Source organism: Enterobacter wuhouensis, from assembly GCF_004331265.1.
Taxonomy (GTDB): domain Bacteria; phylum Pseudomonadota; class Gammaproteobacteria; order Enterobacterales; family Enterobacteriaceae; genus Enterobacter; species Enterobacter wuhouensis.
Genome location: NZ_SJOO01000002.1, coordinates 16852 through 40338, shown reverse-complemented (window position 1 = coordinate 40338; position 23487 = coordinate 16852). Strand labels below are relative to the sequence as shown.

The following is a 23487-nucleotide window of genomic DNA, read 5'->3' as shown; positions in this document are numbered from 1 at the left end:
CATTCCCGTCTGGGAGTGGTGAGCAATTCAAAATTCATTTTACAGGATGTGGGTAAGGAGAAATAACCGAAACTGCCAGAGGGTATAAATGAAAAAATTAATTTTGATGTTGTTGATAATAAGCCAAAGCGCACTGGCAAACTGTTGGGATAAAGCCGCGCACTATTATCATGTCGATCCCTATTTATTGTACGCGATCGCCAATGTTGAATCGGGAATGAATCCGTATGCGGTGGGGCAAAACCACGATGGCACGCGTGATGTTGGGTTAATGCAGATCAATAGCTCGCACTTTACCGAACTTGAAAGCAGAGGCATCGATGAATATCGGCTGATGACTGAACCCTGTACCTCCATCATGGTCGGGGCATCCATCCTCTCCGGGATGATAAAGGTGTATGGCTATAACTGGGAGGCAGTCGGCGCGTATAACGCCGGATTAAAAAAAGAGAATTATCCGCAGCGAATGGTGTATGCCCACAAGGTCTGGAAAAAATATCAGCAGTTGAAATTAGCGGCGCAATATTAAGGTTTTTTATTTTTGAAGAATTCCTCAAGGGTGTTCTTCGAAAAGTGAAAACCGCTGTCTGTGGTTTATTTATTAATGGATTAATACATAAGCCGGGATTCTATATTTAAACTTCTATTAACAGGAATACTGAAATGAACAAAAGGACGTTACTGAGTGTACTGGTTGCGGGTGCGTGCGTTGCACCGTTTATGGCGCAGGCCGCCTCGCTGCAGGCAACCACCAGCGAGCCGTACACCATGAAAGCCAGCGATCTGGCGAAAAAAGAGAAGGAACTGACCAGCTTCCCGCTGATGGCCTCGGTAAAAGAGACCATCCAGACGCTGGACAATGCGCAGGTAGAAATGATTGAGCCAGGCCGTGCGGCGAACCCGGACAACGTGAAGCGCGTTGAAGGGATCGTGAAGGCCAGCGACTGGGAATACCTGTTCCCGCTGCGCGCGCAGGCGTACACCTACAGCAACTTCCTGAAAGCGGTGGGTAAATTCCCGGCGCTGTGTAAGACCTACAACGACGGTCGCGACAGCGACGCCATCTGCCGTAAAGAGCTGGCAACCATGTTTGCTCACTTCGCGCAGGAAACCGGCGGCCACGAAAGCTGGCGTCCGGAAGGCGAATGGCGTCAGGCGCTGGTTCACGTGCGTGAAATGGGCTGGAGCGAAGGCCAGAAGGGCGGCTATAACGGCGAATGTAACCCGGACGTCTGGCAGGGTCAGACCTGGCCGTGCGGCAAAGACAAAGACGGTGACTTCCTGAGCTACTTCGGCCGCGGGGCGAAGCAGCTGTCCTACAACTACAACTACGGTCCGTTCTCTGAAGCGATGTACGGCGACGTGCGTACCCTGCTCGACAAACCTGAGCTGGTGGCGGACACCTGGCTGAACCTGGCGAGCGCGATCTTCTTCTTCGCCTACCCGCAGCCGCCAAAACCTAGCATGCTGCAGGTTATCGACGGCACGTGGCAGCCGAACGATCACGATAAGGCCAACGGTCTGGTACCGGGCTTTGGCGTGACCACCCAGATCATCAACGGCGGCGTAGAGTGCGGCGGTCCGACTGAAATCGCGCAGTCTCAGAACCGTATCAAATACTACAAAGAGTTCGCGAACTATCTGAAGGTGCCCGTTCCGGCAAATGAAGTGCTGGGCTGCGCGAACATGAAGCAGTTCGACGAAGGCGGCGCCGGTGCCCTGAAGATTTACTGGGAACAGGACTGGGGATGGAGCGCGGATACGCCGAGCGGTGAAACCTACTCTTGCCAGCTGGTGGGCTACCAGACGCCATTCAGCGCGTTCAAAGAGGGTGATTACAGCAAGTGCGTGCAGAAGTTCTTCAAGGTTAACATCGTGAACGACGACGGTTCTGCCACCACGCCGGATGAAACCCCGGTAACGCCAGCGCCAACCCCAGCCGAAGATGAAACGCCGGCCCCTGCGCCAGCGCCAACGCCGGATGAAACCCCGGCAGAGCCAGTGATTCCAAACCACGCTCCGGTGGCGCAGATTGCAGGCCCAATCGGTGCCGTTGACGCAGGTGCGCAGGTGTCACTGAGCGCGGAAGGTTCCACTGACGCAGACGGCAACAAGCTGACCTATACCTGGCGCTCCCAGGATGGCCAGACGGTGTCCGGTGAAGACAAAGCGGTTGTGACCTTTACGGCGCCAGAGTCTGCAACGGCTCAGCAGTATGAAGTTAGCCTGACCGTCAGCGACGGCGAGCTGAGCAGCACCACGTCCTATCTCCTGAACGTGAAGGCCAAAGCGGCTACGCCATCTCAGGACGACGCGTCTTATGCGGCGTGGAGCGCGAACAGCAAATACAACGCGGGGGATATTGTGAACAACCACGGTAAGCTGTTCCAGTGCAAACCGTTCCCGTACAGCGGCTGGTGTAACAGCGCCCCGGCATACTATGAACCGGGCGCAGGCCTGGCATGGGCTGATGCCTGGACAGCTCTGTAAAAGCAAACGGCAACCCTCGGGTTGCCGTTTTAGTATTTGCACCCTCTCTCCAAAGTGGCGAGGGGACAGTACGGTGCAGTTGTAGGCCCGGTAAGGCGAAGCCGCCACCGGGCAAAAAGGCTAGCGATGAAGCTTCCCGTGATCCCGCAGCCACGCCGCCGTGCGCACAATCCCGTCATCCAGCGTCACAATCGGCTTATACCCCAGCTCAGCCTCCGCGCGCGAAATATCCAGCGTGAAATCAAAATTCAGCTTCGACACGCCGTAGTGCGTCAGCGCGGGCTCCCTGGCGGACTTACTGCCAAAGCGCTCCATGCTGCGGGCGATCATATCCAGCATTGGATAAGGGACGGAACGGATGCGGCAGTCTATCTGCAGCTCGTCAATTAAGCGCTGCACAATGCTGCGCAGGGTGCAGGGTTCGCCGTTGGTGATGTTATAGGCACGGCCTGACACCAGCCTGTCGCTGTCCGGCTGGCTCGCCAACCACATCGCGTGCACGGCGTTTTCGTAGTAGGTCATATCCACCAGCGCATCGCCCCCGCGCGGCAGCAGCACGCTGCCGTAGTGGTGCATCATCTGCGCCAGGCGCGGGATAAATACTTTGTCGTGCGGCCCAAACAGGCTCTGCGGGCGCAGTATGGTAAAACGCGTATGCGGGTTCGACTGTGCCAGCAGGTCGATAACCTCCTCGCTGGCGGCTTTGCTGCGGGCAAATTCGCAGGCAAACCGCGCGGGACGGAAATCTTCCTTAACGTCGCGGTGGTGGTGATAGTCAAAATAGAGCGACGGGGAGGAGATGTGAATAAAGTTACGCACGCCCCAGGCAACCGCCCATTCGCCCAGACGGCGCGTGGCGCGCACGTTGGCGAGGTCAAAGGCTTCCTGGGTTCCCCACGGAGAGGTAAAGCTGGAACAGTGCCACAGCGTATCGATACCGGCGAGCATCACCTTGGCCTGAGAGGAGACCAGCTCCGTCAGGTCGGCATGGACAAATTCTGCGCCCATTTTTTGCAGCAGCTTACCCATCGCTTCGTTGCGACCGGTGGCCCTGACGCTGATGCCTTTGTTGCGCAGAAACTCGACCGCATTTCGGCCTAAGCCGCTGGTCGCCCCGGTAACCAGTACCTTCATATCAATCCACTGTGTTGAAAAGAATTTCGTGCGCATTCTTTCGTGAATTACGACGTGTTGCAATGGGAAAGGTGAAAGAATAAGAGTTTTATTTACTTCTTTTCCGTCTTTTGTTCTGCCAGCTGCGCGATACGTTTTGCCATTCCGCGGAAGATAAACAGGTGGGCGGGGATCATCAACAGCCAGTAGAACAGGCCGGGCATTCCGTGGGGATGCCACCAGGCGCGGACGTCGAGTTCCCGGTGGTCGCCTTTGTCTTTCAGCGTGAAGCAGAGCCGGCCCAGCCCCGGCGCTTTCATGCCGAACAGCAGCGCCAGCTGTTTCTCTGGCTCAACGATAATCACCTTCCAGCTGTCTACCGTATCGCCCACGTTCAGATACGGGGCGGCCGGGCGACCTTTCGCCAGACGATGGCCTACCAGCAGATCGAGCGCGCCGCGCGTCTGCCAGAGAATATTGCCAAAGAAGTAGCGCTCTTTTCCGCCTATCTGATTCACGACCTCCCACAGGTCTGCAAGGCTTGCGGACGTTTTCACCGTGCAGCCCGCCTGTTTCGGGTAGTAGCCATACTCCGGCCGCCAGCGGGCAAAGGCCTGCGCGTCGTAGCCCCAGTCGCTGGAGTTCACCAGCTTCTCCTCTTCTTTCAGCGTATTGCGTACGGCGTCGTCGAAGCGGATCAAATTTTGCGGGATCAGCGCCCGCAGTTCGCGATCGTCGGCCAGCAGATCGTGTTTTAGCCCCTGAATCAGCGCTTTTGCCGTGGTCGGCGGTACCGACGTAATGACGTTTAAAAACCACACCGAGATCCAGCGGGTCGGGAAGGGGACGGGAACCAGCCACCGTCGGCGGCCGCTGACGCGCATAAAATGCTCAAACTGCTCCTGGTAGCTCAGCACTTCCGGGCCAGCGGCTTCCAGCACGCGGTGCTGGTCTGTCGGGTGATCCAGCAGGGCCACCAGATAGTGGAGCAAGTTCTCCAGCGCAATCGGCGTGGTGCGTGAGCGCACCCAGCGCGGCGGCGTAAGCACCGGGAGGTTATAAACCATATCGCGCATCACTTCGAAGGCGGCGGAACCGGCCCCGACGATGATCCCGGCGCGCAGTTCGGTGACGGGAATGTTCGCGCCGCGCAGGGTATCTGCCGTGAGCTGACGGGCGCGCAGGTGATCGGACTGCTCGCTTTCGGGGGCCTGTAGCGAGCTTAAAAAAATCACCTGCTTCACCGGCGTTTGCAGCAGGGCATCGCGGACGTTCATCGCCACCTGACGCTCGTGGGCGATAAAATCCCCGCCTTCGCCCATGCTGTGCACAAGGTAGTAAAGGGTGTCGACCCCTTCCAGCAGGGCGGGTAGCGCCTTCGGCCAGTTGAGATCGACGTTGTGGCAGGTCACGCCGGGCAAACGATGCTTTTGCAGGCGCTCCGTGCTGCGTGCCGCTGCCAGCACCTGATGTCCCTCCTGGCTTAACGCTGCGGTGAGATGCTGACCGATATACCCGCTGGCGCCGAGCACCAGAATGCGTTGCGGCACGTGATGCTCCTTATCGCTGTAAAAACGCCTGCCAGTGTTTCACCACGTCCGCCAGCTGCTCGCGGCTCACGTCGAGATGCATCACCAGGCGCACAACAGGTGAGGCGTTGATCAGCACGCCGCGTGCTTTCATAAATTCGCCCAGCGCGGCGGCGTGCTCGTCACCGACGCGCACGAACAGCATGTTGGTGTCGTGACGCATTACTTCGGCACCACTTTCGCGCAGCTGCGCAGCCATCCACGCGGCGTTGTCGTGATCGTCCTTCAGGCGCGCCACGTTATTTTTCAGGGCATACAGCCCGGCAGCCGCCAGAATACCGGCCTGACGCATGCCGCCGCCGGTCATCTTGCGCCAGCGGTTGGCGCGCTTGATGTAGTCTGCGTTACCCACCAGCAGAGAGCCCACCGGCGTGCCCAGACCTTTAGAGAGGCAAATGGTGAACGAGTCGCAATATTGCGTAATCTCTTTCAGCTCGCAGCCGTACGCCACCACGGCGTTAAAAATGCGCGCGCCGTCAACGTGCAGGCCGAGCCTGCGCTCGCGGGTAAAGTCCCACGCTGCTTTCAGGTACTCGCGCGGCAGCACTTTGCCGTTGTGGGTGTTTTCGAGGCTGAGCAGTTTTGTGCGGGCGAAATGAATATCGTCGGCTTTGATTTTTGCCGCGACTTTATCCAGCGGCAGGGAACCGTCCGGCGCGGCGTCAATCGGCTGGGGCTGAATGCTGCCGAGCACCGCCGCGCCGCCCGCTTCATACAGGTAGTTATGCGCGCCCTGGCCGACAATGTACTCTTCGCCGCGCTCGCAGTGGCTGAGCAGCGCGACCAGGTTAGCCTGCGTACCGGTTGGCAGGAACAGGGCCGCCTCCTTGCCGCTCAGCTCTGCCGCATAGCGCTGCAGCTCGTTGACCGTCGGGTCATCGCCGTAGACGTCGTCCCCGACCGGGGCGGCCATCATCTCTTCGAGCATGGCGCGGCTCGGGCGGGTTACGGTATCACTACGTAAATCAATCATGTCATATCCTTATACGCTTCACCCTTCACGCCGCCTCGGCGTTGGCTTAGCCCTCAAACCACAGTCACATAGTTATCTATGCTCCTGGGGATTTTCGGGCTTACCGCCTTGATGCGACATGAATGGTTTTGCGTATGACTTTAAAAGGATATTTTTACCTGAGCCAGTTGGTTTTTGCCAGTTCGATCACTTCGTCGCCGCGCCCGCTGATGATGGCGCGCAGCATATACAGGCTAAAGCCTTTAGCCTGCTCGAGCTTGATCTGCGGCGGGATTGCCAGCTCTTCTTTGGCGACGACGACATCCACCAGCACCGGACCGTCAATGGAGAAGGCGCGCTGCAGGGCTTCATCCACCTCGGAGGCTTTCTCGACGCGAATGCCGGTGATGCCGCAGGCCTCGGCGATGCGCGCGAAGTTGGTGTCGTGCAGCTCGGTGCCGTCCGTGAGGTAGCCGCCGGCCTTCATCTCCATCGCCACGAAGCCCAGCACGCTGTTGTTAAAGACCACGATTTTCAGAGGGAGCTTCATCTGCACGACCGACAGGAAATCCCCCATCAGCATGCTGAAGCCGCCGTCGCCGCACATTGCTACCACCTGACGCTCCGGTGCGGTGGCTTTCGCGCCCAGCGCCTGCGGCATGGCGTTCGCCATCGAGCCGTGGTTGAACGAGCCGAGCAGGCGGCGTTTGCCGTTCATCTTCAGGTAGCGCGCCGCCCAGACGGTTGGCGTGCCGACGTCGCAGGTGAAGATGGCGTCGTCGTCAGCAAAGTGGCTGATTTGCTGCGCCAGATACTGCGGGTGAATGGCTTTGTCGCTCGGTTTGGCGAGGTCGTCCAGCCCCTTGCGCGCGTCGCGATAGTCGCTCAGCGCCTTATCAAGGAACTTGCGGTCCGTTTTTTCTTCCAGCAGCGGCAGCAGGGCGGCGAGGGTGGATTTGATGTCGCCGATCAGCGCCATATCCACTTTACTGTGCGCGCCGATGCTCCCGGGATTAATGTCGATCTGGATGATTTTGGCATCCGACGGATAGAAGGCACGGTACGGGAACTGGGTGCCGAGCAGGATCAGCGTGTCGGCATTCATCATGGTGTGAAAACCGCTGGAGAACCCGATCAGGCCGGTCATGCCCACGTCGTACGGGTTGTCGTACTCCACGTGCTCCTTGCCGCGCAGGGCGTGGACGATCGGCGCTTTTAGCTTGCCCGCAAATTCCACCAGCTCTTTGTGTGCCCCCGCGCAGCCGCTGCCGCACATCAGGGCGATATTGCTGGAGTAGCGCAGCAGCTGCGCCAGCTTTTTCAGCTCCTCTTCCGCAGGCGTCACGACGGGCTGCGGGGCGTGATACCAGTGGCTGCTGGCCCCTTCAGGTGCGGCCTTGAGCGCGACGTCGCCGGGGATAACGACGACCGAAACGCCGCGGTTCAGCACGGCTTTGCGCATGGCAATCGCCAGCACCTGCGGGATCTGCTCTGGCGATGAAACCAGCTCGCAGTAGTGGCTACACTCGCGGAACAGCTCCTGCGGATGCGTCTCCTGAAAATAGCCGCTGCCGATTTCGGATGAGGGAATGTGGGCGGCAATGGCCAGCACCGGCACGTGGTTACGATGGCAGTCGAAAAGGCCGTTAATTAAATGCAGGTTTCCCGGCCCGCAGGAGCCGGCGCAAACGGCCAGCTCGCCCGTAAGCTGCGCTTCGGCACCCGCGGCGAACGCGGCCACCTCTTCATGGCGTGTGGGCATCCACTCGATGGTTTTCATCTTATTGAGGCTATCGCTCAGTCCATTCAGCGAGTCGCCGGTTACGCCCCAGATACGCTTAACGCCAGCCTGTTCGAGGGTTTTTGCTATGTATGCAGCCACGGTTTGTTTCATGGGTGTCCTTCTCCTTTTTGTGATATCGCTTACAAGCTTAGAAGAAAGTCTGCGTATTGCCCGCCAAATACCCCCAATTAAAAGGTGCTTTTCACGCGCAATTATTCGGCATAATCTGGTGATACCTCGGGTGAAAACAGGAATCATTTCAAATGGTTAAATCATTGTTAATTGCTGTTAATGAAAAGCTAACGTGCGACGATCTTGGCAAACTCTTGTTACGACTTGCCGTCGGTGGGCTGATGCTGTTTCACGGTTTGCATAAGTTATTTGGCGGGGTGGAATTTATCAGCGGCATGCTGGTGGAAAAGGGACTGCCGGGGTTTATCGCCTATGGCGTATTGATTGGCGAAGTGGTCGCGCCGATCCTGATTGTTATCGGGCTCTTTACGCGCCCGGCCGCGCTGGTGCTGGCGTTTACGATGATTGTCGCGTGGCTGATGGTCGGAACGGGCAAAACCTTTGCGCTCGATGCCGTGGGCGCATGGGCCATTGAAAGCCTGGTGTACTTCTTTATCGGCGCGCTGGCAGTGGCGTTTTTAGGGGCAGGGCGGTTTGCGCTGGGTAAAGCGCCCGCATGGCGGTAGGGTGATTGTAGGTCGGGTAAACGCAGTGCCACCCGACAAAAAGCCCGGTGGCGCTGACGCTTACCGGGCCTACGATCGAACGTTTAACGCTTATGCAAGGACGAGGTCGCCCTGCGGATGGCACGAACACGCCAGCACATAACCCTCGGCGATTTCAGCCTCGGTCAGCGTCATGGTACTGGTGACCGTATACTCACCGGAAACCACCTTCGTCTTACAGCAGCCGCACACGCCGGCGCGACAGGCTGCCACCACCGGAACCTTATTGCTTTCCAGCGCCTCCAGCAGCGTGGTGCCCACGCGGCCAAAGAAGGTCTGGGCAGGCTGCAGCTTGGTGAACTGAATCCCGCTGGTTGCCGCTTCCGCCACGGGCGTGAAGAACTGCTCTTTGAAGAAGCGGGTCACGCCAAGCGCCTTCACTTCTTTCTCGACGATATCCATGTACGGCGCCGGGCCGCAGGTCATCACGGTGCGGTTCGCAATATCCGGCACGCTCTGCAGCAGCTCGCGGCTAAGGCGGCCGGGCACAAAACCGTGCGTCGCATTGTTTTCCGCCACCAGCGTCACCGGATAATTGCGCCATTCTTCCGCAAAAATAACGTCTTCCGGCGAGCGTACGCTGAAGATCACCTGCACGTCAGCCTGCGGACGGTTCTTCGCCAGCCAGCGGCGCATCGACATCACCGGCGTTACGCCGCAGCCCGCCGCCAGCAGCAGGAATTTATCCTCTGCTTTATCGTCACAGGTGAAATCACCCTGCGCGTCGGACAGCCAGATATAGTCTCCACGCTTCACGTCGCGGGTCAGCCACTGAGAGCCTGCACCGTCATCAATGCGGCGAATGGTCAGCGTAATGTACTCGCTCACGCCCGGCGTGGAGGAGATCGTGTAGGCGCGCAGGGTGTCCGCAGCGTTGCGGACGCTGACCAGCGCATATTGACCTGCACGGTACGGATAGTAGTCGTGACACAGCAGCGACAGCGTCCACACATCCGGCGTCTCCTGATGGATGTGATGAACCTGCATCCGCCACGGACATTGTGAGGTTGGCATGGTCATGACTCTCTCCTTACGCGCTCAGCAGCTGCTTCATATCGTCTTCAACGTTGGTCACGGAACGCAGACCAAATTTCTCGTTCAGCACCGCCAGCAGGTCCGGCGTCAGGAAGCCTGGCGCGGTCGGGCCGGTGACGATGTTGGTCACGCCCAGGGAGAGCAGGGTCAGCAGGATGACAATTGCTTTCTGCTCGAACCATGACAGCACCAGCGACAGCGGCAGATCGTTCACGCCGCAGCCCAGCTTCTCTGCCAGGGTGACGGCCAGAATGATGGCAGAGTAAGCGTCGTTACACTGACCGGCATCCACCAGACGCGGCAGCCCTTCGATGTTGCCGAAGTCCAGCTTGTTGAAACGGTATTTGCCGCAGGCCAGGGTCAGGATCAGGCAATCGTCCGGTACGCTGGTGGCGAAGTCGGTGAAGTAGTTACGCTCGCCGCGCGCGCCGTCGCAGCCGCCAATCAGGAAGATGTGGCGCAGTTTTTCGCGGCTCACCAGGTCAATCAGGGAATCGGCAGCGCCCAGCAGGGTTTCGCGACCGAAGCCGACGGTGATCAGGTGTTCGATTTCGCTGTACGGGAAGCCGGCCATCTGCTGCGCCTGAGCGATAACCGGACCGAAATCGTCGCCTTCGAGGTGGCTCACGCCCGGCCAGCCGACGATGCTGCGGGTCCAGATGCGGTCATCGTACGCGCCTACGGTTGGGTCGATGATGCAGTTGGAGGTCATCACGATTGGGCCAGGGAAGCGGGCGAATTCAACCTGCTGGTTCTGCCAGCCGCTGCCGTAGTTACCGACCAGATGCTTAAATTTACGCAGCTCCGGGTAGCCGTGCGCGGGCAGCATCTCACCGTGGGTATAGACGTTAACGCCGGTGCCTTCGGTCTGCTTCAGCAGGTTGTAGAGATCTTTCAGATCGTGACCGGAAATCAGGATGCACTTGCCCTCGGTCGCTTTCACGTTGACCTGCGTTGGCGTCGGGTGGCCGTAGGTGCTGGTTTCGCCGGCATCCAGAATGCTCATCACGCGGAAGTTCATCTGGCCGATCTCCATTGAACACTCCAGCAGCGCGTTCATATCGGAAGGCCATGTGCCCAGCCACGCCATAATTTTGTGGTACTGGGCGTAGATGTCGTTGTCGTACTGACCGAGCACGTGCGCGTGTTCCATATAGGCCGCGGCACCCTTCAGGCCGTACAGGCACAGCAGGCGCAGGCCGAGAATGTTCTCGCCAATCGCCGCTTTGTCTTTGTTCGGGGTAAATTCTGCCGCCTGACGCTGCAGGTCGCCCAGGTCGTCGCTCACCAGCTGCAGCTCTGACATTGGGTTTTCTACGCGTGCGTTCGCATCGGCGTTCAGGCACTGGGCTTTCAGCGCTTCACGCAGGGCAATGGCCTCGCGGGCGTAGCCGACAATACGCGGAGAATCGAAGTTAACGTTGGTCAGCGTTGAGAAAAATGCGCGCGGGGCGAAGCTGTCGACGTAGTGGTCAACAATGCCGAATTCGCGGGCCTTGAATGCCCATGCGGAGAGACCCTGCAGGGAGGCAATCAGCAGATCCTGCAGGTCTGACGTTTCTGCGGTTTTACCGCACATACCCTGTGCGTAAGAGCAGCCGTTGCCTGCCGGGGTACGGATGGTTTGTTCACATTGCACACAAAACATAATCACACCTGTTAAAGTTATATTTGATATACATGTTTAAGATTATGCCTGTGCCAGAACGGTGAAAAGACCTTTCTTCTACAAAATAGAGGGATATTGATTTAGCGCAATTTTGGCGGCAGGAAACCTACCGCCAGAGGGGTATCAGGCGGAGAAGAACGCCATCAGAACGGGAACCAGCAGGCTCAGAATAAAGCCGTGTACGATGGCGGCAGGCACCATCTCCAGGCCGCCGGAGCGTTGCAGTACCGGCAGGGTAAAGTCCATGGACGTCGCGCCGCACAGGCCCAGTGCGGTAGAGCGGCTGCGGCGCACCAGCCCCGGGATCAGCATGATGGCAATCAGCTCGCGCGCCAGATCGTTAAAGAAGGCGGCGCTGCCAATCACCGGGCCAAAGGATTCGGTCAGCAGAATACCGGAAAGCGAGTACCAGCCAAACCCGGACGCCATCGCCAGGCCTGTTTTCAACGGCAAATCGAGAATAAAGGCGTTTATTATCCCGGCGACCATCGAACTGGCGATCACGACAACGGCTACCATCATTCCCCGACGATTAAGGACAATCTGTTTTAGCGTCATGCCATTATTTCGCAGCTGAATACCAATCAAGAACAGCAGGAAGATCAGGGTATATTCGCTGGCTTCCGTGGCGTGCTGCAAAAATGCCCATCCGGTAAGTCCAAGAAGAAAGCCGAGTACCACAACGCCGCACAGTTTTAAGGATTCCAGCGCCATCGCAATACGCGAAGGCAGTTTTTCCTGATGGTGCGTATTTTTCCACGGAATAGTACGTTCTAGCCAAAACAGCGCGGCAATATTGCAGAGCAAAATAACCGCCACGGTGACGGCAGAATAATGCAGGATGGACAATAAATTTGCGGCCAGGTTATCCAGGAAGGCCAGGCTTATCCCCATGAAAAAAAGAATGACGTAGACAATCCAGCTGAGAAAACGGTTGATGAGCCTCAATGCGGATTCACGGTGCAGCGGGATAAGGTAGCCCACGATCAGGGGCAGCAGAATAATGAGGAGTCCTGAAAACATGAACAGCCGGTCCTTGTGAGTATCTGTTAAGCGCCAGAGACACTACCCAATAAAGGCTGTTCAGTAAAGCGGCAAAAAAAAGCCGGGTGGCGGCTACGCCTTACCCGGCCTACAAGTGCACTCTCACGTAGGTCGGGTAAGCGTTAGCGCCACCCGACATTACAGGCCGCACTTAATTAATCGCGTTTTTCCAGCAGGGTGCGATAGAGCACGCCGCCCAGAATACCGCCGATGATGGGCATCACCCAGAACAGCCACAGCTGCTGAAGCGCCCAGCCGCCCTGGAAGATAGCAACCGCGGTGCTGCGCGCCGGGTTGACGGAGGTATTGGTTACCGGAATGGAGATCAGGTGGATCAGCGTCAGCGCCAGACCAATCGCGATTGGCGCAAAGCCCGCCGGCGCGTGCCTGTCGGTTGCGCCGTGGATCACCAGCAGGAAGCCTGCGGTCAGCACAATTTCAATCACGATGGCAGACAGCATGGAGTAGCCGCCAGGAGAGTGTTCGCCGAAGCCGTTAGAGGCGAAGCCGCTGGCCGCGGCGTCAAAGCCTGCTTTGCCGCTGGCAATCACGTACAGAACCGCCGCAGCAATAATGCCGCCAATAACCTGGGCAATAATATAGCCTAATACGTCTTTCAGCGGGAAACGACCGCCCGCCCATAAGCCCAGCGTCACAGCAGGGTTAAAATGACCGCCGGAAATATGTCCTACCGCGAATGCCATGGTTAAGACCGTTAACCCGAACGCCAGCGCGACGCCGACGAAACCAATGCCTAATTCCGGAAACGCTGCTGCCAGTACTGCGCTACCGCAGCCGCCAAACACCAGCCAGAATGTACCAAAACATTCTGCCGCTAATTTTCTAAACATAACCACCTCAATAATAAACTTCCGCACGCTTTCCCGCGCACGGGCTGTATCGCCATAAAGGGATGACGACTCAAAGAGCCATTATTTTGAAACCAACAACATCCCTTCGCCACTTAAATAAATTCGTTTAATTTGATTTAAGGCAATGTGATGTTATTCCTTGTTCAATCAGGAGGTAAATAGAGCATAGTCCAAATATAAGGTGGTCGTATATTCTACTGTCGTACCCCACATCCTGCCGCTATACTGCTGATAACTTAAAGGAAAAAGTGCTCATCTCGCGGGGGATATATGCTTCTCGAACGTGTGGAAATTGTCGGGTTTCGCGGTATCAACCGCCTGTCGCTGCAGCTGGAGCAGAACAACGTCCTGATCGGGGAAAACGCGTGGGGGAAATCCAGCCTGCTCGACGCGCTGACGCTCCTGCTTTCCCCCGAAGAAGATTTGTACCACTTCGTCCATGATGACTTCTGGTTTCCGCCGGGCGACGTCAACGGGCGCGAGAAGCACCTGCACATCATTCTTACCTTCCGGGAGTCTGAGCCGGGGCGTCATCGCGTGCGCCGCTTCCGGCCAATGTCGCCGTGCTGGGTGCCGTGCGATGATGATTATCATCGCATTTTCTATCGTCTCGAAGGGGAGATGGCCGAAAACGAAGGCGTACTCACCCTGCGCGAATTCCTTGATGAGAAAGGCAATCCCATCCCGCTGGATGATATTGACGACCTGGCCCGGCATTTAATTCGCCTGTCGCCCGTACTGCGCCTGCGTGATGCGCGCTTTATGCGTCGTATTCGTAACGGTACGGTGCCCAATATGCCGGATGTTGAGGTTACCGCCCGCGAGCTGGATTTTCTTGCACGGGAACTGGTGTCGCGCCCGCAGAATCTGACTGACGGCCAGATCCGTCAGGGGCTTTCCGCGATGGTACAGCTGCTGGAACATTACTTTTCCGAGCAGGGAACGGGGCAGTCACGCCATCGCCTGATGCGCCGCCGCTCTCACGATGAACAGCGAAGCTGGCGCTATCTCGACATCATTAACCGGATGATCGACCGGCCAGGAGGGCGCACCCATCGGGTGATATTGCTTGGGCTCTTCTCCACGCTGCTGCAGGCTAAGGGCACCGTTCGGCTGGATCGCGATGCGCGCCCGCTGCTGCTGGTGGAGGACCCGGAAACGCGCCTGCACCCGATTATGCTTTCCGTGGCCTGGCATCTGCTTAATTTGCTCCCGCTCCAGCGCATCACGACCACCAATTCAGGTGAATTGCTATCGCTCACGCCGGTGGAATATGTTTGTCGTCTGGTGCGCGAGTCGTCCCGCGTCTCTGCTTTCCGGCTCGGGCCGGGGGGCCTGAGCGCGGAAGACGGACGCCGCATCGCGTTTCATATTCGCTTTAACCGGGCGTCGTCGCTGTTTGCCCGCTGCTGGCTGCTGGTGGAGGGAGAGACCGAAACCTGGGTGATCAACGAGCTGGCGCGCCAGTGCGGACACCACTTTGATGCGGAAGGGATTAAGGTTATCGAGTTTGCGCAGTCGGGCTTAAAGCCGCTGATCAAGTTCGCCCGCAGGATGGGCATTGAGTGGCACGTGCTGGTAGACGGTGATGAGGCCGGTAAAAAGTATGCCGCGACCGTGCGCGGCTTGCTCAACAACGATCGGGAAGAGGAACGTGAGCATCTGACCATTCTGCCCGCGATGGACATGGAGCACTTCATGTACCGCCAGGGATTCGACGACGTCTTTCATCGCGTGGCGATGATCCCCGTGGATGTGCCGATGAATATGCGGCGGGTCATCGCCAAGGCCATTCATCGTTCGTCAAAACCGGATTTAGCGATAGAAGTGGCGACGGAAGCGGGAAGGCGGGGCGTGGAGTCCGTGCCCACGCTGCTGCGTAAAATGTTCTCCCGCGTGCTCTGGCTGGCACGCGGGAGAGCCGATTAGCCGCGGGCTGCCCGGGCTGCCTGAGCAATCAGGCTATCCAGCAGCTCATAGCGACGGCGATATTCAGAGCGTTTTTTGCTCGCAATCTCTTCCATCGGTTTGCGCGGCATGGTGAGCGGCAGCGCGAAGTTACCGTTGTCCTGCTTTTCACCGCCGATAGAGAGCCAGAAGCTGTCGTAATCTGCCAGCAGTTTGCCCTCTTTTTTCTTGCGGTAACGCCAGCTGCGGTAGATGTGCGTGGCGTTGCTCACCGCGACAATCTGCTCAACCGGGAACGCCGCGCCGAGCGTCATGGCGGCTTCAACCAGCAGGCGTTTCGGGAACAGGCCGTGGCACGCTTTGGTCGCGCCCTGGATCAGCTCATGGGGAACATGCGCTTTCGCGCCCTGCAAGCCGCCGATAAAGAGCGTGGTTTTCCCTTCAAACTGGCACAGCGTGAAGGTCATTTCCGCCAGCACCGTGTTCTGTTCGTCGCAGAAGGAGAGGGTGGCTTCACCTTCTTTATCCAGGAACGCGTCTGCGCACAGGCGAACGGTAAACTGCCGTTCATCTTTACCGGTTAACGTAAGCAGGGCGATCCCCTGTTTGGACAGATAGCCGTTTAGCAAGGTCGCCGGAAGCGTGCGGTTCATCGTCTGATAGTGCCAGTTAAGCGATTCCAGCGCGTGCTGGCGATCCATATTCACGGTCAGCCACGGGCGATGCAGGCGGCAGGGAAGCCCTGGCTGCACCTGGAGCATTTGCATCAGGCGGGGCTGTTTTGCCAGGTTTGCCAGCAGGCGCGCCGTACTGAACGGTGTCGCCAGCGAGCGCAGGATAAACTTGCGTCGATAGGCCGGGTTTTGCCACGCAAGCCCGGGGGTGATTTTCCCGAATGCCAGGTTTTTGAACAGTTGCCAGCCGGATTTAGGTTGTGGCAGGTGTGAATAAGGTGTATCGACGATGGAAGACATGATAGATCCTGCTTCTTGTGGAATTTCTCTATTTCAGCAGGCGAACTATCAACGTCTCGTAAACAAATTGTGACGATTTAGGGAAACAGGGGTTTCGTTGAAGAGTCGTTTAGATAAAATCAGCCGTGATGATAGCCAGAATAATTAATTGGAATTTATATGAACCTGAAGGGAAAACGCAGAAAGCTGTTTCTGCTGCTGGTGGTAGTCGTGCTGGTCGGTGGTTACTGGGTATGGCAGGTGCTCAACGCTCCTGTGCCGCAGTATCAAACGTTAATCGTGCGCCCGGGCGAGCTGCAGCAAAACGTGCTGGCGACGGGCAAGCTGGACGCGCTGCGCAAGGTCGACGTGGGCGCGCAGGTCAGCGGCCAGCTGAAAACGCTGTCGGTCGAAATTGGCGATAAAGTCAAAAAAGGCCAGTTGCTTGGCGTTATCGACCCCGAACAGGCCGAAAACCAGATCCGCGAAGTGGAAGCGACGCTGATGGAGCTGCGCGCCCAGCGCGCGCAGGCGCAGGCGGAGAGAAACCTCGCGCAGGTGACGCTGACGCGCCAGCAGGCGCTGGCCAAAACGCAGGCGATTTCGAAGCAGGATCTGGATACTGCCGCAACGGAGCTGGCGGTGAAGCAGGCGCAGATTGGCACCATCGACGCGCAGATAAAGCGTAATCAGGCCTCGCTAGATACGGCAAAAACCAACCTCGACTACACCAAAATCGTTGCGCCGATGGCCGGTGAGGTGACGCAAATCAGCACGCTGCAGGGGCAGACGGTGATTGCCGCGCAGCAGGCGCCGAATATCCTGACGCTGGCGGACATGAGCACCATGCTGGTGAAAGCCCAGGTCTCAGAGGCGGATGTCATTCACCTCAAGCCGGGGCAGAACGCGTGGTTTACCGTGCTCGGCGATCCGCAGACCCGCTATGAGGGCGTGTTGAAGGACATACTGCCGACGCCGGAAAAAGTGAACGATGCCATCTTCTACTATGCGCGTTTTGAAGTGCCGAACCCGCAGGGCGTGCTGCGTCTGGACATGACCGCGCAGGTGCACATTCAGCTGACCGGCGTGAAGAACGTGCTGACCATTCCGCTCTCTGCGCTGGGCGAATCCGCTGGCGGCAATCGCTACAAGGTGAAAGTGCTCCGCAGCGGCGAAACGCGCGAGCGTGAAGTGGTGATAGGCGCACGGAACGACACCGACGTGGTGGTGGTGAAAGGGCTGGAAGAGGGTGAGGAGGTTGTCACCAGCGAAAGCCTGCCTGGAGCCGCCAAATGACGGCGCTGCTTGAGCTGAATGACATTCGTCGCAGCTATCCGTCCGGCGACGGCCCGGTGGAGGTGTTGAAAGGGATCTCCCTGCGCGTGGAGGCCGGCGAGATGGTGGCGATTGTCGGGGCGTCGGGCTCCGGTAAATCGACGCTGATGAACATTCTCGGCTGCCTGGATAAGCCGACCAGCGGCACCTATCGCGTGGCGGGAACGGATATCTCCACGCTGGACAGCGACGCGCTGGCGAAGCTGCGCCGGGAACACTTCGGCTTTATCTTTCAGCGCTACCATCTGCTCTCGCACCTGAGCGCGGCGCAAAACGTGGAAGTGCCCGCGGTCTATGCGGGCGTGGAGCGGAAAAAGCGGCTTGAGCGCGCGAAGGCGCTGCTCACGCGCCTTGGGCTGGCGGAGCGGGTGGACTATCAGCCGTCGCAGCTGTCCGGCGGCCAGCAGCAGCGCGTGAGTATTGCCCGCGCCCTGATGAACGGCGGGCAGGTGATCCTCGCGGATGAACCGACGGGCGCGCTCGACAGCCACTCCGGTGAAGAGGTCATGGCGATCCTCCATCAGCTGCGCGATCAGGGTCATACGGTGATTATCGTCACCCACGATCCGCAGGTAGCGGCGCAGGCCGAACGGATTATTGAGATCCACGACGGCGAGCTGGTCAGCAACCCGCCGCCGCGTGAGTCCAGAGCGGCGGCGCCGAAAGAGGCGCTCCCGGCAGCGACCGGCTGGGGACAGTTCTCCAGCGGCTTTCGTGAAGCGCTCACCATGGCCTGGCTGGCGATGGCGGCCAACAAAATGCGCACCCTGCTGACGATGCTCGGCATCATCATCGGCATCGCTTCGGTGGTGTCGATTGTGGTGGTGGGCGACGCGGCGAAGCAGCTGGTGCTGGCAGATATCCGCGCCATCGGCACCAACACCATCGACGTCTATCCCGGCAAAGACTTCGGCGACGACGAGCCGCAGAATCAGCAGGCGCTAAAATACGACGATCTGGCGGCGATCCAGAAGCAGCCGTGGGTGAACTCCGCCACGCCTGCGGTTTCGCAAAACCTGCGCCTGCGCTACGGCAACATTGACGTGGCGGCCAGCGCGAACGGCGTGAGCGGCGATTATTTTAACGTGTACGGCATGACCTTTAGCCAGGGCGCGACGTTCAATGCCGAACAGCTGGCGGGCAGGGCGCAGGTCGTGGTGTTAGATGACAACTCGCGCAGGCAGCTCTTCCCGAATAAAACGAACGTGGTGGGCGAGGTGATCCTCGTCGGCAACATGCCTGCGACGGTGATCGGCGTGGCGGAAGAGAAGCAGTCGATGTTTGGCAGCAGCAAGATCCTGCGCGTCTGGCTGCCGTACACCACCATTTCCGGGCGCATAATGGGCCAGTCCTGGCTCAACTCCATCACCGTTCGCGTGAAGGAGGGCTACGACAGCGCCATGGCCGAACAGCAGCTTGAGCGGCTATTAACCCTGCGCCACGGGAAGAAGGATTTCTTCACCTGGAACATGGACGGCCTCTTGAAAACGGCGGAAAAGACCACACGTACTCTTCAGATGTTCCTGACGCTGGTGGCGGTGATTTCGCTGGTCGTTGGCGGCATCGGGGTGATGAATATCATGCTGGTGTCGGTAACCGAGCGCACCCGGGAGATCGGTATCCGCATGGCGGTCGGGGCCAGAGCCAGCGACGTGCTGCAGCAGTTTCTGATTGAGGCGGTGCTGGTGTGTCTGGTGGGCGGAGCGATGGGCATTGCGCTTTCGATGATGATCGCCTTTGCGCTGCAGATCTTTCTACCGGGCTGGGAGATCGGCTTCTCGCCGGTGGCGATCCTCACGGCGTTTCTGTGTTCGACCTTCACCGGGATTTTGTTTGGCTGGCTGCCGGCACGCAACGCGGCGCGGCTGGACCCGGTGGATGCGCTGGCGCGGGAATAACCCGAAAATAAAAATGCCAGCCGATCGGGCTGGCATTTTGCCTGCGGGGTGTACACAATGAATCAGAGAGCTATGCGACTGCTTCTGCTTCAACGGGGACGATCAGACTGGCGTGATTGCCTTTTGGCCCCTGGTGTACATCGAACCGAACGGACTGCCCGGCTTTGAGCGTCCTGTAACCATCCATTTGAATGGTGGAATAGTGAGCGAAGATATCCTCGCCGCCGCCTTCGGGGCAGATGAAGCCAAACCCCTTGGCGTTGTTGAACCACTTAACAGTACCCATTTCCATGCTTCGACATCCTTCGTAAATCTTATAAATTAAGATGGAATGAACCGGTGGTGGAGTGGGGGCTGTTCAAAACCTCGCCAACTCACGCTTGTACAATTTAGATAAACGAAAGATGCCGTCAAGCATTTGGCGCTGGAGTTGGGACAATAATCAACCAAAATTTGAAGCAGTTAACGCTATTGCAACAGTTTGTGACAGACATCGCGGATGACAGTAATAGATGATTGTTATCTAACATCTGAGGTAGATTCAAAGTGGTTATGCATAATGGGTAAGACCAACGACTGGCTGGATTTTGACCAGCTGGCGGAAGATAAAGTGCGCGACGCGCTAAAACCGCCATCTATGTATAAAGTTATGTTAATGAACGATGATTACACGCCGATGGAATTTGTTATTGACGTGCTACAAAAGTTCTTTTCTTATGATGTAGAACGTGCAACGCAACTGATGCTTACCGTTCATTATCGAGGCAAAGCGATCTGCGGCATCTTTACTGCCGAAGTCGCGGAAACCAAAGTGGCGATGGTGAACGACTATGCAAGGGAGAACGAGCATCCGTTGCTGTGTACGCTGGAAAAGGCCTGATAAGGCATAAAATTGGGGGAGGTGCCTATGCTCAATCAAGAACTGGAACTCAGTTTAAACATGGCTTTCGCCAGAGCGCGTGAGCACCGACATGAGTTTATGACCGTCGAGCATTTACTGCTCGCACTGCTTAGCAACCCATCTGCCCGCGAAGCGCTGGAAGCCTGCTCCGTGGATCTGGTGGCGCTGCGTCAGGAACTCGAAGCCTTCATCGAACAAACCACACCGGTGCTGCCAGCCAGTGAAGAAGAGCGCGACACGCAGCCGACGCTCAGCTTCCAGCGCGTGCTGCAGCGCGCGGTATTCCACGTCCAGTCTTCCGGACGTAGCGAAGTGACTGGCGCAAACGTCCTTGTCGCCATCTTCAGCGAGCAGGAGTCACAGGCTGCCTACCTGCTGCGTAAACATGAAGTCAGCCGCCTTGACGTGGTTAACTTTATCTCTCACGGAACGCGCAAAGACGAGCCTAACCAGGCATCGGATCCCAGCAATCAGGTCAATAACAATGAAGAGCAAGCAGGCGGGGAGGATCGTATGGAAAACTTCACCACCAACCTTAACCAGCTTGCTCGCGTTGGCGGTATCGATCCGCTGATTGGCCGCGATAAAGAGCTGGAGCGCGCGATCCAGGTGCTGTGCCGTCGCCGCAAGAACAACCCGCTGCTGGTGGGCGAGTCCGGCGTGGGTAAAACCGCGATTGCCGAAGGGCTTGCCTGGCGCATTGTGCAGGGCGACGTGCCGGAAGTGATTGCCGACTGCACCATCTACTCGCTGGATATCGGCTCGCTGCTGGCGGGCACGAAATACCGCGGTGATTTTGAAAAACGCTTCAAGGCGCTGTTAAAACAGCTGGAGCAGGACACCAACAGCATCCTGTTTATCGATGAGATCCACACCATCATCGGCGCAGGTGCGGCCTCCGGTGGCCAGGTGGATGCGGCGAATCTGATCAAACCGCTGCTCTCCAGCGGCAAGATCCGCGTGATGGGCTCCACGACCTACCAGGAGTTCAGCAACATCTTTGAGAAAGATCGTGCCCTGGCGCGCCGCTTCCAGAAAATCGACGTCACCGAGCCGTCCGTGGACGAAACGGTGCAGATCATCAACGGCCTGAAAACCAAGTACGAAGCGCACCACGACGTGCGTTACACCGCGAAAGCGGTACGTGCGGCGGTGGAGCTGGCGGTTAAATACATTAATGATCGTCATCTGCCGGATAAGGCGATTGACGTGATTGATGAAGCGGGTGCGCGTGCGCGCCTGATGCCGGCCAGCAAGCGTAAGAAAACCGTTAACGTGGCGGACATTGAGTCCGTGGTGGCCCGCATCGCGCGTATCCCTGAGAAGAGCGTTTCTCAGAGCGACCGCGACACGCTGCGCACCCTCGGCAATCGCCTGAAAATGCTGGTCTTTGGTCAGGATAAAGCCATTGAGGCCTTAACCGAAGCGATCAAGATGGCCCGCGCCGGGCTGGGGCATGACCACAAGCCTGTCGGTTCCTTCCTGTTCGCTGGCCCAACCGGCGTGGGGAAAACCGAGGTGACGGTTCAGCTCTCCAAAGCGCTGGGCATTGAGCTGCTGCGCTTTGATATGTCCGAGTATATGGAGCGTCACACCGTCAGCCGTTTGATTGGTGCGCCTCCTGGCTACGTGGGCTTTGACCAGGGCGGCCTGCTCACCGACGCGGTGATCAAGCATCCGCACGCGGTCCTGCTGCTCGATGAAATCGAGAAAGCGCACCCGGACGTGTTCAACATCCTGCTGCAGGTGATGGACAACGGGACGCTGACCGACAACAACGGGCGCAAGGCGGACTTCCGCAACGTGGTGCTGGTGATGACCACCAACGCCGGGGTGCGTGAAACCGAGCGTAAATCCATCGGCCTGATCCACCAGGATAACAGCACCGATGCGATGGAGGAGATCAAGAAGACCTTCACGCCGGAGTTCCGCAACCGTCTGGACAACATTATCTGGTTCGATCACCTGTCTACCGAGGTGATCCATCAGGTGGTGGACAAGTTCATCGTCGAGCTGCAGGTTCAGCTGGATCAGAAAGGCGTGTCGCTGGAAGTGAGCCAGGAGGCCCGCAACTGGCTGGCCGAGAAAGGCTACGACCGTGCGATGGGTGCCCGTCCGATGGCGCGCGTGATTCAGGACAACCTGAAGAAACCGCTGGCGAACGAGCTGCTGTTTGGCTCGCTGGTGGACGGCGGTCAGGTGACCGTGGCGCTGGACCAGGCGAAGAACGAACTGACGTACGATTTCCAGAGTGCGGCGAAGCACAAGCCGGAAGCGGCTCACTGAGTTGTAAGGTAAAAGCAAAACGGCAACTTCGGTTGCCGTTTTTTTGGTTTTCTCCCTCTCCCTGTGGGAGAGGGCTGGGGTGAGGGCAACAGGCCGCAGAGGAATTTTGCGAGGCGCTTTCCAGTTTCTTTCGAAGTCAGTTGCTGGATAAATCCACAGTAATAAAATGGCGGCGCACCTGCAAAATCAGGTGCCGGGATTGGCGTCCTGATTACACACATATGGAAAGATGTTGCTCACGCAACGTCACTGGTTTCGTTCACTCTTTTTTTAGCTGCGGTATAATCCGTATCTTCAAATATGGTGGGCTGAACCGGGGCTTCTTTTGAAGCGCCGATTTTCCATATGGTCGGTACGCCAAACCGGTTCAGTCTGCCACCCGAAGTTGGCGTTTCTGGTGGTAGTTTTCAGCTCTTAATATGGAAATTATGAATATGGAAAACCAGTCTATCTCCCAACTCTACACCGAACTCTCCCTCAACTCCGATCTCCCAACTCTAGCCGAGCGCTGCAAGCTGCTCACCGAAATCCTCCTCGACTGCAAATCACTCCCGCAAACGCAGCCTGTTTGCCGTTGTCTCGGAGCTTACCTGGAAGAGGTGAAATCCGGCCTCACAGAATCCATGCGTGATTTTCAGGTGGTGGAATTTGAGGACGAAGCGGTACAGCCGCGACAAAAAGAGTGGTTGCTTGAAGATACAGAAACGAAATGCGACTACTGCCGGGCGTTAAACCATGTGCTGCTGGTGTCGCATTTTGACCGCGATATGCTGCCGCACCTGACGGGATTACTCCACGAAATGGCTCATTCTATGGCGGGGGATTTAATCGCTCCTGTACAACCCTGGATGACAATACATCTTCCAACGCAGCAGCACTAAAGCCATAAATAAAAAAGGCCGGGATTATCCCGACCTTTTAA

19 protein-coding genes are annotated in these 23487 nt (G+C 57.7%); 9 read left to right on the top strand and 10 right to left on the bottom strand.

The window, feature by feature from the left end; all coding sequences use genetic code 11:
* Positions 1-88: 88 nt before the first annotated feature.
* On the top strand, positions 89-529 hold the full coding sequence (gene iagB, locus E0L20_RS04115; protein ID WP_131632850.1) for a type III secretion system invasion protein IagB: 441 nt from the start codon (positions 89-91) through the stop codon (positions 527-529).
* Between the two features lie 134 nt (positions 530-663).
* A complete protein-coding gene (locus E0L20_RS04110; RefSeq protein WP_131632849.1) occupies positions 664-2490 on the top strand; it encodes a chitinase in 1827 nt (608 codons plus the stop codon).
* Between the two features lie 120 nt (positions 2491-2610).
* On the opposite strand, the gene E0L20_RS04105 is transcribed toward E0L20_RS04110, so the two are convergent.
* From E0L20_RS04105 to poxB, 4 genes are all read right to left on the bottom strand, one after another.
* The gene (locus E0L20_RS04105) at positions 2611-3624 is read right to left on the bottom strand and encodes an NAD-dependent epimerase/dehydratase family protein (protein ID WP_131632848.1); all 1014 of its coding nucleotides are present in this window, start codon (positions 3622-3624) and stop codon (positions 2611-2613) included.
* Between the two features lie 92 nt (positions 3625-3716).
* Positions 3717-5153, bottom strand: coding sequence for an SDR family oxidoreductase (locus E0L20_RS04100; RefSeq protein WP_131632847.1), 1437 nt, complete (start codon positions 5151-5153; stop codon positions 3717-3719).
* 10 nt (positions 5154-5163) lie between these two features.
* Positions 5164-6165, bottom strand: coding sequence for a low-specificity L-threonine aldolase (gene ltaE, locus E0L20_RS04095; RefSeq protein ID WP_131632846.1), 1002 nt, complete (start codon positions 6163-6165; stop codon positions 5164-5166).
* A gap of 154 nt (positions 6166-6319) precedes the next feature.
* The gene (gene poxB, locus E0L20_RS04090; RefSeq protein WP_131632845.1) at positions 6320-8038 is read right to left on the bottom strand and encodes a ubiquinone-dependent pyruvate dehydrogenase; all 1719 of its coding nucleotides are present in this window, start codon (positions 8036-8038) and stop codon (positions 6320-6322) included.
* 152 nt (positions 8039-8190) lie between these two features.
* Here poxB and E0L20_RS04085 point away from each other — a divergent pair, with 152 nt between their 5' ends.
* Positions 8191-8625, top strand: a complete 435-nt coding sequence (locus E0L20_RS04085) for a DoxX family protein (protein WP_131632844.1) — start codon at positions 8191-8193, stop codon at positions 8623-8625.
* Positions 8626-8715: 90 nt separating this feature from the next.
* On the opposite strand, the gene hcr is transcribed toward E0L20_RS04085, so the two are convergent.
* The 4 genes from hcr to aqpZ all read right to left on the bottom strand — a co-directional run bounded on the left by hcr (position 8716) and on the right by aqpZ (position 13263).
* Positions 8716-9684: an NADH oxidoreductase gene (gene hcr, locus E0L20_RS04080; protein WP_131632843.1), complete on the bottom strand. Its 969-nt coding sequence runs from the start codon at positions 9682-9684 to the stop codon at positions 8716-8718.
* A 10-nt stretch (positions 9685-9694) separates the two neighbouring features.
* The gene (gene hcp / locus E0L20_RS04075) at positions 9695-11347 is read right to left on the bottom strand and encodes a hydroxylamine reductase (RefSeq protein ID WP_131632842.1); all 1653 of its coding nucleotides are present in this window, start codon (positions 11345-11347) and stop codon (positions 9695-9697) included.
* A 144-nt stretch (positions 11348-11491) separates the two neighbouring features.
* Positions 11492-12391, bottom strand: a complete 900-nt coding sequence (locus E0L20_RS04070; protein WP_131632841.1) for a LysO family transporter — start codon at positions 12389-12391, stop codon at positions 11492-11494.
* Between the two features lie 176 nt (positions 12392-12567).
* Entirely contained in the window at positions 12568-13263 is a 696-nt protein-coding gene (gene aqpZ, locus E0L20_RS04065; RefSeq protein ID WP_131632840.1) for an aquaporin Z, read from the bottom strand.
* A gap of 291 nt (positions 13264-13554) precedes the next feature.
* On the opposite strand from aqpZ, the gene E0L20_RS04060 reads away from it, so the two are divergent.
* Positions 13555-15213 (top strand): ATP-dependent endonuclease, encoded by a 1659-nt coding sequence (locus E0L20_RS04060; protein WP_131632839.1) that lies wholly within the window; start codon positions 13555-13557, stop codon positions 15211-15213.
* Here the strand turns inward: E0L20_RS04060 and E0L20_RS04055 are convergent.
* A complete protein-coding gene (locus E0L20_RS04055; RefSeq protein ID WP_131632838.1) occupies positions 15210-16166 on the bottom strand; it encodes a VirK/YbjX family protein in 957 nt (318 codons plus the stop codon). The genes E0L20_RS04060 and E0L20_RS04055 overlap by 4 nt on opposite strands.
* Positions 16167-16325: 159 nt before the next feature.
* Here E0L20_RS04055 and macA point away from each other — a divergent pair, with 159 nt between their 5' ends.
* Together macA and macB are read left to right on the top strand one after the other, a co-directional pair.
* The gene (gene macA, locus E0L20_RS04050) at positions 16326-17441 is read left to right on the top strand and encodes a macrolide transporter subunit MacA (protein ID WP_131632837.1); all 1116 of its coding nucleotides are present in this window, start codon (positions 16326-16328) and stop codon (positions 17439-17441) included.
* Positions 17438-19378 (top strand): macrolide ABC transporter ATP-binding protein/permease MacB, encoded by a 1941-nt coding sequence (gene macB, locus E0L20_RS04045; protein ID WP_131632836.1) that lies wholly within the window; start codon positions 17438-17440, stop codon positions 19376-19378. The genes macA and macB overlap by 4 nt, the downstream gene beginning before the upstream one ends.
* Positions 19379-19448: 70 nt before the next feature.
* Here the strand turns inward: macB and cspD are convergent, their stop codons facing one another.
* Complete coding sequence (gene cspD / locus E0L20_RS04040) at positions 19449-19670, bottom strand: cold shock-like protein CspD (protein ID WP_006174390.1); 222 nt, start codon at positions 19668-19670, stop codon at positions 19449-19451.
* Between the two features lie 267 nt (positions 19671-19937).
* Here cspD and clpS point away from each other — a divergent pair, with 267 nt between their 5' ends.
* From clpS to E0L20_RS04025, 3 genes are all read left to right on the top strand, one after another.
* On the top strand, positions 19938-20258 hold the full coding sequence (gene clpS / locus E0L20_RS04035) for an ATP-dependent Clp protease adapter ClpS (protein ID WP_006174393.1): 321 nt from the start codon (positions 19938-19940) through the stop codon (positions 20256-20258).
* 27 nt (positions 20259-20285) lie between these two features.
* Positions 20286-22565 carry an ATP-dependent Clp protease ATP-binding subunit ClpA gene (gene clpA, locus E0L20_RS04030; RefSeq protein ID WP_131632835.1) on the top strand — a complete coding sequence of 760 codons (2280 nt, stop codon included), beginning with the start codon at positions 20286-20288 and terminating at the stop codon, positions 22563-22565.
* Positions 22566-22993: 428 nt separating this feature from the next.
* Positions 22994-23446 carry a hypothetical protein gene (locus E0L20_RS04025; RefSeq protein ID WP_131632834.1) on the top strand — a complete coding sequence of 151 codons (453 nt, stop codon included), beginning with the start codon at positions 22994-22996 and terminating at the stop codon, positions 23444-23446.
* The last annotated feature ends 41 nt before the right edge of the window (positions 23447-23487 follow it).